Source organism: Lachnoclostridium phytofermentans ISDg, from assembly GCF_000018685.1.
In the GTDB taxonomy this organism is placed as follows: Bacteria; Bacillota; Clostridia; order Lachnospirales; family Lachnospiraceae; genus Lachnoclostridium; species Lachnoclostridium phytofermentans.
This window is the reverse complement of record NC_010001.1, coordinates 3,982,158-3,995,634: the sequence shown is the minus strand read 5'-3', so window position 1 is coordinate 3,995,634 and position 13,477 is coordinate 3,982,158. Positions and strand designations below refer to the sequence as shown.

The window sequence follows — 13,477 nt, the reverse complement described above, 5'->3', positions numbered from 1 at the left end:
CTAGAACTGGAAGCTATTGCAGATTCTTGCCGTTGGTAATGCGTGTGCCGAATCTAACTAATGATAAATACCGCAAATAAGTAAGGGGATAATTATGCATAATTACTAAAAATGTTTTGTATAATTGCTAGAGTTGATATAAACTTGACATAAAAATATTACATATATATAATAAACTTGTTAAAAGTGTTAAAATTTAGAAGTGGATTAAAGAAAATAAAAAAGTAATAGAAAATAGAATTAAGATGATGCTTAAGGTTTGCTATTAGCCGTAAGAACTGTTGAAAGGAGCTAAGGATGCTAAAAGTAATCATAGCAGATGATGAAGATAAAATATGCCAACTAATATTCAAATTGATTGATTGGGATTCCCTTGATATGAAGGTTGAGGCTATTGCACATAACGGTATTGATGCTTTGGAGTTAGCAAAGTTAAATAATCCGGATATAATAATTACAGATATCAGGATGCCCGGTTATGACGGTTTGGATTTCATATCAAGAACCAGGGAGATAAATCCGGACATCCAATTTGTTATCATCAGCGGCTATCAACAATTTGAATATGCCCACAAAGCAATTAAGTATGGAGTGATCGACTATCTACTTAAGCCAATTAAAAAAAATGAACTTTTAGCTACTTTAACCAAGATAAAGAATCAATATCTGGAACGGGTAGATCTGTTGACGAAAGAAGAACAGTCAGAGTTAAGTATAAGAAATAATATTTATAAATTGAGAACCGGGCTGTTTAACTCGGTGCTATTTAATAATAGGACAAAAAACATAACCATTGATTTTATAAATAGTAATTATGGATACAGATTTAAGGAAGGTTTATTCCAAATCATAATTGTAAAATTAGATGGCGTGGGACGGTCTTATTCCACTACAATTACCTTTCTTGAAGAGAAGCTACTAAAAATTATTCATAACAATCTAAAGGAATATTGTTATGATATGGAGAATTATTTTGAAAATAATATAATCTATTGTTTCATGAACTACAATTTTGATAACAAGAAGAATATCCGGCACCAATGTAAGAGATTAATGGATGAATTACTTTTACAAAGAGAAATATTTGAAAATTTAGAGGTAACAATTGGACTTGGCACAGTGGAAACTGAGATTCCTATGATTGGTAATTCATACAAGGCAGCAGTCTGGGCATATCAGCAAAGATTAGTACTTGGTACCAATAAGATAATAGAGGGTAAAATAATCACCTCAAATAACTTTGTTGACAGCGATCTGTTTCATGATTTTAACAAAGATATGAAAGCAGCTCTAGAAAGGCTGGATAAAGAATCAGTTACCTCGGCAATCCATTACATAAGAGAAGGTTTAAGGAATCGACCGGAAACCAGTGGACATGAACTTCTTCAAATGACCAAAGAGATTTGCAATCTATTTTTATTTACCATGCGTTACAATAAATTTCCCGTAGATGGGGGAGATAATTTCCTTGAGAATTTTAGCATGAATGCTAATGACATTGGTTCTGCTTATAAATTATATCAATATCTTACAGACGTTATTGTTAATAGCATGGATAAGATAATAGAAGATAAGAGACAGAGTGATACAAGACCCATCAGGGATGCAAAGCAATTTATTCAAACGAACTATACGAGACAGATAACACTTGACGAAGTTAGCGGAAAGGTTGGTTTTAATGCTACATATTTTAGTTCCTTATTTAAGAAAGAGACTGGTTACACATTTTTGGAATATCTTTCTGAAGTGCGTATAAATAAGGCAAAGGAACTTTTAAAGGATACCAATTATAGTGTTATGGCAATCTGTGAGCATGTGGGGTACAGTGATATTAAACATTTTACGAAAACGTTTGTAAAACACACGAATTTGAAACCAAATGAGTATCGAAAGTTATATTCATGATGAAGGGATCGAAAGTACAATGAAACATAAGAGTAGGTATCTTTCTTTTAGGGTTTTTATATTATTTTGTTCAATGACATTACTTGCATTTATTATGATGTTTTTTTTAACCATTATTGCAATAAAAGACAATAAGTATATCCTATTCGTAACGGCTGGATATACTGCTTTTATTGTGCTTCTTTACATGGGCTTTAGGTGGGTATATAAGCCTTATAAAGAGACAAATAAAACACTTAGTCTGTTTTCAGAGGGTTCTATTTTACAGGGTATCTTTGAGCTTAGATGCCCCTTAAGTGAGCAGATGGATGATGCGACAAAGCGGTTTAAAGTGATGCTTGATACGAAGGAACTATTTAAGCTTTCTAAGAAACAAGCAGAGTATTTGGCATTGCAAAATCAAATAAATCCACACTTTTTATATAATACTCTGGAAGGTATCCGAAGTGAAGCTTTATGTTCAGGAATGGATGGAGTGGCCAATATGACAGAGGCCCTTGGAACATTTTTTAGATATACCATATCTAATGTTGATCATTTAGTTTCACTGGAAGATGAACTTTCCAATATACAGAATTATTATATGATTCAACAATACCGCTTTGGGGACAGGCTAAATGTTAGGGTAGAGTATGAGGAGGAGGAAAAGGATGCATTAATGCTCTTATTACCTAAGCTGACCCTTCAGCCAATTGTAGAGAATTCTATTTACCATGGAATCGAGCGCAAGATAGGAAAAGGTAATCTAAGAATAAAGATACAGACAACCACTGACCGCCTGATTATTGTAATATCAGACGATGGACTTGGAATTGAAAAGGAGCAGCTTGATCCACTGAATAAAAAACTTCGGTCAACGTATCTGGATGATGTCACCCAGCTAAAAGGAAAACAGGGTGGTATAGCCATAGTAAATGTGAACAACCGTATTAAATTATTATTTGGTGATGAATATGGAATTTATATAACAAGTACCATTCATGTCGGTACAGATGTCACTATTACGTTACCAAAAGTGAAAGAGTAATCTTGGTAGATTGAAAGAAATACACTTTTAACATCCTGATTTTTATGATACAGATGGGGAGTTCTTATGAGAAAAGAAATACTTCGAATGGAAAATGTGACAAAGTCTTATGCGGGGGTTATTTATCTGGATAACTTTAATATGCAAATATACAAAGGTGAAATTATGGGGCTTATTCCTATCAATCGACAGGGAAAATCAGAACTGATAGAATTGCTTTGTCAGAATAGTCCCATTGACTACGGACGAATATACCTTAATAATGAATTGGTTAACTATTATGAGCACAGTAGCAATAGTGTAAACCGTGTGTATGTTATTGATCAGAAAAGTAAGCTGATACAGGATTTAACCGTATCGGATAACATTTTTGTCCTTCGAAGAGGCTTTAAAAAATATATGATTAATAATAAGGTGTTAAGGGTGCAGGTTAATAAGTACTTAAAAGAAATTGGTGTTTATATTAACCCGGATGAACTAATCACTAATCTTAATCCCTTTGAACAGTGCGTTGTTGAACTAGTTAAGGCTATTATTACCGGTGCCAACCTGATCATTATTAGTGATATTACGGATATCTTAAGTGTAGTAGATATATCAAAATTGTATCAATTAGTGAATTTCTATTCCGATAAAGGATATACGTTTTTATTTATTGGCAGTCATCATGAAGAAATGTTTACAATCTGTAACAGAGTTTCGTTAATGAAGGATGGCGGGGTAATAAAGGTACTCGATAAACAGGATATGAGAAATGATCTAATTAATTTATTTACAATTTCCTTTGCGGATAATAAGCAGAAAATAGACAGGTACAATGGACAGGGAATTCTGGAATTCGAGAATATATGTACCGATAACCTGAATAAAATGTCCTTCTCCATTAAAAAGGGGGAATGTGTTGTACTATTTGATACCAATAATACGATTTATTCAGATTTGCTTGATCTGATAAATGGAGATCTAATTCCAACATGTGGACGGATATTATATAATAATCAGGTTTATTCTGAAAGTGTAGCTAGGAAAGCATTAGAAAATGGAATCGCAGTAATTTCGGAAGGTTCTATTCAAAAAATGATTTTTTATAATTTAAGTTATGTAGATAATCTTTGCTTTTTAATCGATAAGAAAATAGATAAAAAAATTATGAGCCGAAATATTAAGAAAAGTATTATAAAAGAATATGAAAGTATTCTAGGTGAGGAAATTCATGAGAATGACCTTTTAAATCTTGAACCGGCTTCTTTATATAACCTGGTTTATTACCGCCTACATTTATACAATCCTAATATTGTTTTCTGTATACAGCCATTTTCGGGCGCTGACATGTATCTTAGGAAACATATTGCAGACTTGATTCGAGAACTTAAGAGAAAAGGCATTACAATCATTATTATAGCAGTCAATATTTCGGATACTCTATCGGTGGCAGATCGTCTTATGATAATCGAGAAAGGATCCGTGTTAAAAGAATATTCAAAGGATGAGTTTGACTCCATTCATGTCATAGCTTAAAGATCTTATTTTTATCAAAAGAATACACCCCAAAATCCAAAGAATCACCCCTGTTATTGATTAACAGGGGTGATATACTTTTATTATCAGCTAAAACAAAACTTAAGAAAGATCGGGTAATGTGTATGCATGAATATATTGTTGAACTGGAACATGTATCAAAAAGCTTCCCGGGCGTAATAGCATTGAATGATGTAGATTTTCAACTGAAGTCAGGCGAAGTATTGGCATTATTAGGTGAGAATGGAGCCGGTAAATCAACATTAATGAAAATATTAAGCGGTGTTTACACCAAGGATAGCGGTAACATAAAGATCTTTGGTGAGATTGTAGATAATATGAATGCCAAAAAGGCTGGAGAACTGGGTATAGCAATTATTCATCAAGAACTGAATTTATGTGCTCATTTAACGGTGGCGCAGAATATTTTTCTGGGACGGGAGATTACCGGATATGGAGTGTTGTCTGTAGGTAAGATGAATAGTGAGGCAAAAAAGATATTGGACAATTTAAACATTGACATTGATCCTGACATGGTTGTGGGAGACTTGTCCGTATCCAAACGGCAAATGGTGGAGATAGCTAAAGCATTATCTACGAATGCAAAGATTTTAATCATGGATGAACCAACTTCAGCCTTAACCGCCAAAGAAATTGAAGACTTGTTTCTGATTATAAAGAAATTAAAGAGTGAAGGCTGTGGTATTGTGTACATATCACACCGTTTGGAAGAATTAGAACATATTGTAGATCGGGTAACAATATTGCGGGATGGTCAGTATATCAAAAGCATGAACTTCAAAGAGACTTCTATGCCTGAAATTATATCTTACATGGTAGGACGTGATATTAAAGAGAAATTCCCAAGAGTCACATGCAAAAGAGGCAAGAAAATTCTTGAAGTCAGAAAATTGAATGCCGGACCAATGGTCAGAGATATTGATCTGGAATTATATGAAGGAGAGATTGTTGGGATAGCAGGTCTAATGGGAGCAGGAAGAACGGAGACTACAAGAGCTATCTTCGGGATAGATGCAAAGGAAAGCGGAGAGATAATCCTGGATGGAAAAACCATAAAAATAGAAAAGCCAATGGATGCTATCAATCAAGGAATTGTATTAGTCCCGGAGGACAGAAAGAAGGACGGATTATGTACAAAGCTTAGTATTCGGGATAATATAGCACTTCCCAATCTTGATATTATTTGTAAAAAGGCAGGAATTATAAATAATAAGATTGAAAGAGAGATGTCTGGTAAAGCAGTATCTGATTTAAAGATAAAACTTCCGAGTATTGAAGTAAATGCAGGCAGTCTGTCTGGAGGAAATCAGCAGAAAGTAGTTGTTGGAAAATGGCTTAGAAGAAAATCCAGAGTAGTAATATTTGATGAACCTACCCGCGGTATTGATGTGGCTGCGAAAGTTGAGATATATAACCTGATGAATGAGCTGAAAGAACAGGGAATCGGAGTGTTATTTGTTTCTTCTGAATTACCTGAGGTCATTGGAATAAGCGATCGGATTATTGTTATGTGTGATGGTAAGATTACCGGGGAATTAATGACCGAAGAAGCCACGCAGGATATAATTCTACAATATGCAACCAGCTTTGATAAAAAAATTGACAATGAGTTTTTAGCATAAATAGAAATAAAAGGAGAATTTATAATGGTTAAAGTGGGTAAGCCAAATAAGATAAAAAAAATATTTGCAGTAAGGGGTATGGGGCAGGTAATTACGGTTACGATTGGTCTCATAATTCTGTGCATTGTTTTTAGCATCGTGAATCCAATCTTTTACTCGGGAAAGAATATAGCCAATCTGCTTCGTCAGATCGCGCCTATATTGATTATCGGTATTGGACAGTCTTATGTTTTAATAACAGGTAATATTGATCTTTCCATAGGCTCAGTAGTGGGTATGAGTTGTATGATATCGGCAACCATGATGACAAAAGGAGTTAATCCCTGGGCTGCGGTATTGATTACTTTTATCTGCTGCTTGGCAGTAGGTATATTAAATGGGGAATTGGTTTCTAAGTGTAAATTGCCACCATTCATTGCAACTCTTGGTACCATGACGATTGCAAGGGGTGTTGCCCAAATTGTTAATAATAATTACAATACAGGATCTATTGGAGAATCAGCACAAGGATTTCGTAATTTCTTTTATTACGGTAAGACAGTAGGCCTATACAATGCAATATGGATAACCATTGTGATGTGGGTTGTATTTAACTTTTTATTAAGTAAGACAAGAACAGGCCGTCATATTTATGCAATCGGAAGTAATGTTGATGCTGCTAGACTTTCCGGTGTCAATGTTCATTCCACAACAATAAAAGCCTATTTGGTTAGTGCTGTTTGCGCATGTACGGTGGGGCTTATGACTTGCGCAACGACGGGAATGGGAACTATGGATGCCGGCAACAGTTATGAGATGTATGCAGTAGCAGCTTCTGTAATCGGTGGAGTTAGTACACTTGGAGGACAGGGACTTCTTTTGGGAACAGTAGTAGGTGCCTCCATATGGGGAGTGCTACAAAATGGTTTACAATTTGCAGGTGCACCTGTTGCAATCAGAAATATTACCATAGGAATCATAGTAGTGGTATCCGTGCTTTTAGACGTTGTGGTACGTACCGGAAAGCATAGAAAAAAGAAAACAAGTTAGTTACATATTATCAAAATTAAGGCGCACGCTTTAATAATAAAACCAAAAAAGGGAGGATTTATACTATGAAGAAAAGGGTATTATCAATTATTATTTGCTTATGTATGTTTTTTGTGGCAGCATGTTCTAAAGATACGGCTACAGGTGGATCTAGCACGAAAGGCAAAGATAATAAATACAAGGTATATTTAATAACGATGGATCAGATGGATCAACATTGGGTTAATGTAGATGCAGGATGTAAAAAAGCAGTGAAAGAGCTTGGCAATATTGATTATGAATGGTTAGCTCCTGACGTGAAAGACGATGCAAAGCAGATTGAGTGTATCAATAATGCTGTAGCAGGCGGAGCTAACGCTATCCTTCTTGCAGCAAATGGTCCTGATGCAGTTACCTCTGCATTAAAAGAAGCACAATCAGCAGGCGTAAAAATCATCTATGTTGACTCAGCAGCTGATTATCCAGCTATTCAGACATTGGCAACTGATAATGAAGCAGCAGGTAAAACTGCCGGGGAAGAGATGATGAAAGGCCTAACAGCAGCAGGAATAAAAGAAGGGAAAATTGGTATTGTTAATGTTAATGCAGCTACAGCATCATGTGTAGCCCGTGAAAAAGGTTTCCGTTCTGCATTTGAAGGAACCTCCTTTGAATTACTTGGGACACAATATGGTGAAGGCGATGCAGCTAAATCTAAGGATATAGCAGCGAACTATATAACTTCAAGTTGTGTTGGCTTATTTGGTGCAAATGAAGGTTCTACCGTAGGTATTGGTATTGCAATTGAGGAAGCAGGAGAAAAGATTATTGGTGTGGGATTTGATAAATCAGATACAATCCTTGAATTAATTAAAGGCGGACATCTCCTTTGTACTATGGCTCAAAACCCTGATGTAATGGGCTATGAGGGTATGAAAACAGCAGCAAAAGCATTGGCTGGTGAAAAAATAGGAGAAACTAATATTGATACAGGAGTATCCGTTATTACAAAGGATTGATTTTAAATAAGTGGAAGATAGAAGAAACGGAAGTTAGAAGAAACGGTATACAAAAGAAACGGAAATAAATGAGACGGAAATAAATGAGACGGAAGATAGAAGAAACATCCGGAATTATAAATAGGTAATAAAAATAGGCTAGCAATTGTGCTAGCCTATTCTGCGTGCTGGAAGGGTAAAACATATATTACTTTAGCTCACGAACTGATGTTATAAACGATGTAATTAAGTTGAAAAAAATATTTCCTTGGCTTAATCATTATTCATACAGTGCTCTCTTACGGAAACCAAGATGGCTAAAGAAACTATAATATAATATAAACAGTAATGACGTTATTACCCAAGTAAGTGGATAACTAAAGATAACAGTAATGATATTAGGTGACAATGGTACTGCGGTATATAGCCAAACAATTCTTAAAACACATACGCCAAGACAGGTTATAATCATAGGGACTAACGCATCGCCAATTCCACGTAGTGCAGCAGCTAAAATTTCGATGCATACATAAGTAAAGAAGGTCGGTGCAAGGAAATGGAGAATCTTCATACCTAATTGTAGTACTATTTGATCATCCGTAAATAGTCGGAAAACATAATGACCAAGGAAATATAAAACAATGCTAAGTAAAATAGAAATTCCAAAAGCCAAAATAAGTCCTACTTTTACGCATTTATGAACTCGAGAAGCTTTTTTTGCCCCATAATTTTGTCCGATAAACGTAGTTACAGAGAGACCAAGAGCACCAATGATCATCCAAAATAGACCATCAATTTTACCATAGGCAGTCCAAGCGGCAACAGTGTCAGTTCCGAGCGAATTGATGTGGCTTTGAATAATTACATTCGACACAGAATACATTACAGACTGCAATCCAGCGGGAAGCCCTATCTTTACAATACGTTTTAAGATTGGTACCTCAAAGTGAATATTCCTAGGAACTAAACGATAGGATTCATTTGTACGCAATAAAGTCATGACCACTAAAACTGCACTAACGAATTGAGAGATTATAGTTGCAATAGCAGCACCGGCTACACCCATGTGGAAAACTCCAACAAAAAGTAGGTCTAATACAATATTTACAAAACAACTGATGATTAAATAATACAAAGGTCGCTTGGTATCACCGACCGCTCTAAGAATTCCAGAGGCAATATTATAAACTAAATTTGGTACAATACCAAGGAAGAAAATCCTTATATATTGTAGGGATAGTGGATAAATATCATCAGGGGTATTCATTGAGGTTAGCATTATTGGAGATAAATATAGTCCAAGTATCATTAAAACGACTCCACCACAAATTGCAAGTGCAAATGAAGTATGAACTGAACTTTTTACATCTTCTTCCGCCTTGGCACCATAGTATTGCGAGATTATTACAGTAGCACCAGAGGAAAGACCAACAAAAAAGCCAACCAAGAGATTTATTATGGTTCCAGTGGTACCACCTACTGCTCCAAGTGCACGTTTTCCAACGAAGTTACCTACGATAATAGCATCTGAAGTGTTATACAGTTGTTGAAAGAAGGTGCCTAACAAAATTGGAAAGAAAAATATTAATAGTCGGGTAAGGATTGGACCTTCCGTAATAGCATTTTGGTATATTTTAGATTTTGACTTTTGCATATTTACTCCGATAAGTTATTTTATAGAAACAAAAATCATGTTTCAATAATCAGAATGACGGTGCGAAAACCGCACCTGTTATTAGAAGTTTATAAAGCAAACTTCTAATATGTATATTTTAAGAAACAGAGGTATTATAGCACCGCAAATAGTAGAATACAATGAGTAAATTTCTGATTGGAAATTAATATACATTCAAGGAAGTTTATATATCTTTCAGTTTATTTCTTTTATGGAATATGATATACTTTCATTTAGAGCTAAGGACAAGAGTTAAGGAGAAGTTTATGGCAGATTATTGTATAGTGAGTGATGTAACGTTGGATTTAGTACAGGACATCGTAAATGAGTTGGATGTACACATTATCCCTATGGATTTCCACCTAGGTGATACACCGTATACACACTTTCCAGATGAAAGAGAATTAAGTTGTGAAGATTTTTATAAACGATTAAAAGCAGGTGAAGATTCGGTAACTAGCCAGATTAATCCTGTAGTGTTTGAAAATTATTTAACTCCATTCTTAGAAAGTGGAAAAGATGTTTTATATATTGCATTTTCCTCAGGATTAAGTGGTACTTATAACACAGGCAGGTTGATGTCAGAAGGGTTAAAAGAAAAATATCCTGACAGGAAAATAATCTGTATTGATTCCTTATGTGCCTCCATTGGAGAGGGATTGCTTGTTTATCTAGCAGCAAAAGAAAGACAAAAAGGTAAATCGTTAGAAGAAGTAGCTAACTTTGTGGAAGATATCAAGAGAAAGTGTTGCCATTGGTTCATGGTAGAAGACTTACACCATTTAAAAAGAGGTGGTCGTCTAAATTCTTTAGAAGCTATGGTAGGAACAGCACTTCGCATTTGTCCAGTATTAAGTATGGATAAAGAAGGAAAATTATTGGTTGTTTCAAAGGTAAGAGGTAACAAAAAGGCATTAGAATACTTAGTAAATCGCCTTGAAGAGGATGGTATCGATACGAAAAATCAAACAGTGATTATCGGTCATGCAGCTTGCCCAGATTATGCAAAGGCTTTAGCTGATATCCTAACAGAGCGAGGATTAGTGAAAGATTACTTAATTACCAATATAGGCCCTGTCATTGGGACGCACACAGGTGCAGGAATGTGCGCGATGACATTTGTTGGTGAAAATTATAAATTTTAATATAGGGACAAGTTCGGATGGAGAAAAGTAGAATCACACATCTGTATAGTTCATAATAAGTGTAGATAAGGGGAATTGAGGCAGTTACTTCGGTAAAGATTCCTATTATCTACACTTTTTAATTAATCTTATAAGATAAAATAATAAAAGACTTTTTTGAATTTCTTTTCATTACAAATTGGTTATGCTATAATGGCAAGTAATAAAAACATCGGAAAGGATAAGGAGATATGTATTCATTTGAAGATATAAAAGTATTTGATCCAGAATTAGCGGATAGTATCACAATGGAAATCGCAAGACAGAACGATCATATTGAATTGATAGCATCAGAGAATTTTGTTAGTAAGGCAGTTATGGCTGCAATGGGTAGCCCACTAACAAATAAATACGCAGAAGGATATCCAGGAAAAAGATATTATGGCGGATGCGAATTTGTTGATATAGCTGAGAATTTAGCGATCGAGAGAGCAAAGAAGTTATTTGGTTGTACTTACGCCAATGTTCAGCCTCACTCTGGTGCACAGGCGAATATGGCAGTATTCTTCGCTTTATTACAGCCAGGAGATACAGTTATGGGTATGAATCTTGCACATGGTGGGCACTTAACTCACGGTAGCCCAGTAAACTTCTCCGGTTCTTACTTTAATATTGTACCATATGGTGTGGATGACAATGGTTTTATCGACTATGAAGAGGTAGAGAAAATAGCAAAGGAATGTAAGCCAAAATTAATCGTAGCTGGAGCTTCTGCTTATGCTAGAAAGATTGACTTTAAACGTTTCCGTGAAATTGCTGACTTAGTAGGTGCATACTTGATGGTTGATATGGCACATATTGCTGGATTAGTAGCTGCTGGTTATCATCAATCACCAATACCATATGCGCACGTTACAACTACAACGACTCATAAGACATTACGTGGTCCTAGAGGCGGTATGATTTTATCTAGTGAAGAGTTTGCCGAAGAGCATAAGCTTAATAAGTCCATATTCCCAGGAACTCAAGGGGGACCGTTAATGCATGTAATTGCTGCAAAAGCTATCTGTTTTAAAGAAGCACTAGATGATAGCTTCAAAGATTATGCTGGGAAAATCATCTCCAATGCGGGGGCATTAGCAAATGAGTTAACAGCACGTGGATTTAACTTGGTATCTGGAGGTACCGACAACCACTTAATGTTAATTGACTTACAGAATATGAACATTACAGGAAAAGAGGCAGAACATATTTTAGATGAAGCTAACATTACTTGTAATAAGAATACTGTTCCAAATGATCCAGCTTCTCCATTTGTAACAAGCGGAATCCGTCTTGGTACACCTGCTATTACTACAAGAGGCTTTAATGAAAAAGATATGGCTGTTGTTGCAGAAGCAATTTCACTTGTAGTTAAAGATGTAGATAAAAACAAGGAACAGGCAAAAGCTTTGGTTAAGATGTTAACGGATGCGTATCCGCTATATTAAAATAAAAGAAATTCTATAACAAAAACTTCTCATAGAAAAAACGTAAGCTCCAACTTGAAGTTTAGTTCTTCACGATAGAGCTTACGTTTTTTATATATTAATTCTGCAATCACTATTTAAAATCTAATTCTACATTTACTATTTAAAATCTAATTCATCAATCACAATTATTAATATCCTAACTCTTCACCTATTAGTATAACTTTGAGACGGTATGGGATATGGGAACGTCTTGTAATAACAATACTACTGCATATACAATCCGGAACGAGACAGTTAGCGCATCGTCCGAGTTCTGCACATGGGGTTTTCTTATTTAATCTTATAGCATTTGGTGGAGCGGCCATATTTCTAACACGTTCCATTGCAGTAGCTTCGTCAGTAACAATTTTGTTCATTCCTGCAATCACAATGACATTTTTAGGTCCGGTAATTAAGCATGCTACGCGGTTACCACTACCATCAATATTAACAAGTTTTCCATCCAGTGTAATGGCGTTGGAGCTCATAAAGTAGTAGTCTGCTGTTACGATCTTACCATAAAGTTCAGAGCGTTCTTCTGGAGTTTTAGCCTTATTACGATCATAGATTATGTAGTCAGAGTTATGAAATTCATCGAGTAATCCGATTTCATCTAGGGTCATGGAACCACCCCAGCTAACAGAACAGCCAGGAGTTAAAAAACGCTTGGCTACTGTCAAGGCTTCTTCTTTGTTATCACAGTAATATCCTTCAATTCCACGTTGATTAAATTTCTCAATCAAACTATCTGCAAGATTTTCATAGTATTGCTTTTTCGGTGAAGACATAGAGAACCATCCTTTCCTTACTTAAACTCAAGTACATGATATTTTCTTGTTTCTTATTCTACATAACTTTCCTGTAAGTTGCAACGAAAATAAAGGAAGTATGAAGAGAATTTCTAAGGTGCCAAAAGACGCCGCCTAAGTAATTCTAAAACTTCATACTAGTTTGACACAGCCTAATGAGCAGGCATGTTTTCAAGAGTGAAAGATTTATCTTACACTTTATGCAAATAAGCGGCGCAGGATAGGAAAAAATGCACAAAAATGGCACTTGTCTTTCAAC

At 35.3% G+C, this 13,477-nt stretch carries 10 protein-coding genes; 8 read left to right on the top strand and 2 right to left on the bottom strand.

Annotated elements, in window-relative coordinates; genetic code table 11:
• The first annotated feature begins 297 nt into the window (after positions 1–297).
• The 6 genes from CPHY_RS17005 to CPHY_RS16980 all read left to right on the top strand — a co-directional run bounded on the left by CPHY_RS17005 (position 298) and on the right by CPHY_RS16980 (position 8,120).
• Positions 298–1,905, top strand: a complete 1,608-nt coding sequence (locus tag CPHY_RS17005) for a response regulator transcription factor (protein WP_012201286.1) — start codon at positions 298–300, stop codon at positions 1,903–1,905.
• Between the two features lie 19 nt (positions 1,906–1,924).
• A complete protein-coding gene (locus CPHY_RS17000) occupies positions 1,925–2,932 on the top strand; it encodes a sensor histidine kinase (protein WP_012201285.1) in 1,008 nt (335 codons plus the stop codon).
• Positions 2,933–2,998: 66 nt separating this feature from the next.
• Positions 2,999–4,450: an ATP-binding cassette domain-containing protein gene (locus CPHY_RS16995; RefSeq protein ID WP_012201284.1), complete on the top strand. Its 1,452-nt coding sequence runs from the start codon at positions 2,999–3,001 to the stop codon at positions 4,448–4,450.
• A gap of 125 nt (positions 4,451–4,575) precedes the next feature.
• A complete protein-coding gene (locus tag CPHY_RS16990) occupies positions 4,576–6,093 on the top strand; it encodes a sugar ABC transporter ATP-binding protein (protein ID WP_012201283.1) in 1,518 nt (505 codons plus the stop codon).
• Positions 6,094–6,117: 24 nt separating this feature from the next.
• Positions 6,118–7,122 (top strand): ABC transporter permease, encoded by a 1,005-nt coding sequence (locus CPHY_RS16985; RefSeq protein WP_012201282.1) that lies wholly within the window; start codon positions 6,118–6,120, stop codon positions 7,120–7,122.
• Positions 7,123–7,187: 65 nt separating this feature from the next.
• Positions 7,188–8,120, top strand: coding sequence for an ABC transporter substrate-binding protein (locus tag CPHY_RS16980; RefSeq protein ID WP_012201281.1), 933 nt, complete (start codon positions 7,188–7,190; stop codon positions 8,118–8,120).
• A 259-nt stretch (positions 8,121–8,379) separates the two neighbouring features.
• On the opposite strand, the gene CPHY_RS16975 is transcribed toward CPHY_RS16980, so the two are convergent.
• The gene (locus tag CPHY_RS16975; protein WP_012201280.1) at positions 8,380–9,753 is read right to left on the bottom strand and encodes an MATE family efflux transporter; all 1,374 of its coding nucleotides are present in this window, start codon (positions 9,751–9,753) and stop codon (positions 8,380–8,382) included.
• A gap of 287 nt (positions 9,754–10,040) precedes the next feature.
• Between CPHY_RS16975 and CPHY_RS16970 the strand changes: the two genes are divergently transcribed.
• Both CPHY_RS16970 and glyA read left to right on the top strand, forming a co-directional pair.
• Positions 10,041–10,919, top strand: a complete 879-nt coding sequence (locus CPHY_RS16970; RefSeq protein WP_012201279.1) for a DegV family protein — start codon at positions 10,041–10,043, stop codon at positions 10,917–10,919.
• A 230-nt stretch (positions 10,920–11,149) separates the two neighbouring features.
• Entirely contained in the window at positions 11,150–12,388 is a 1,239-nt protein-coding gene (gene glyA, locus CPHY_RS16965; RefSeq protein ID WP_012201278.1) for a serine hydroxymethyltransferase, read from the top strand.
• A gap of 170 nt (positions 12,389–12,558) precedes the next feature.
• Here the strand turns inward: glyA and CPHY_RS16960 are convergent, their stop codons facing one another.
• Positions 12,559–13,197: a lactate utilization protein gene (locus CPHY_RS16960; protein WP_012201277.1), complete on the bottom strand. Its 639-nt coding sequence runs from the start codon at positions 13,195–13,197 to the stop codon at positions 12,559–12,561.
• Positions 13,198–13,477: the final 280 nt, after the last annotated feature.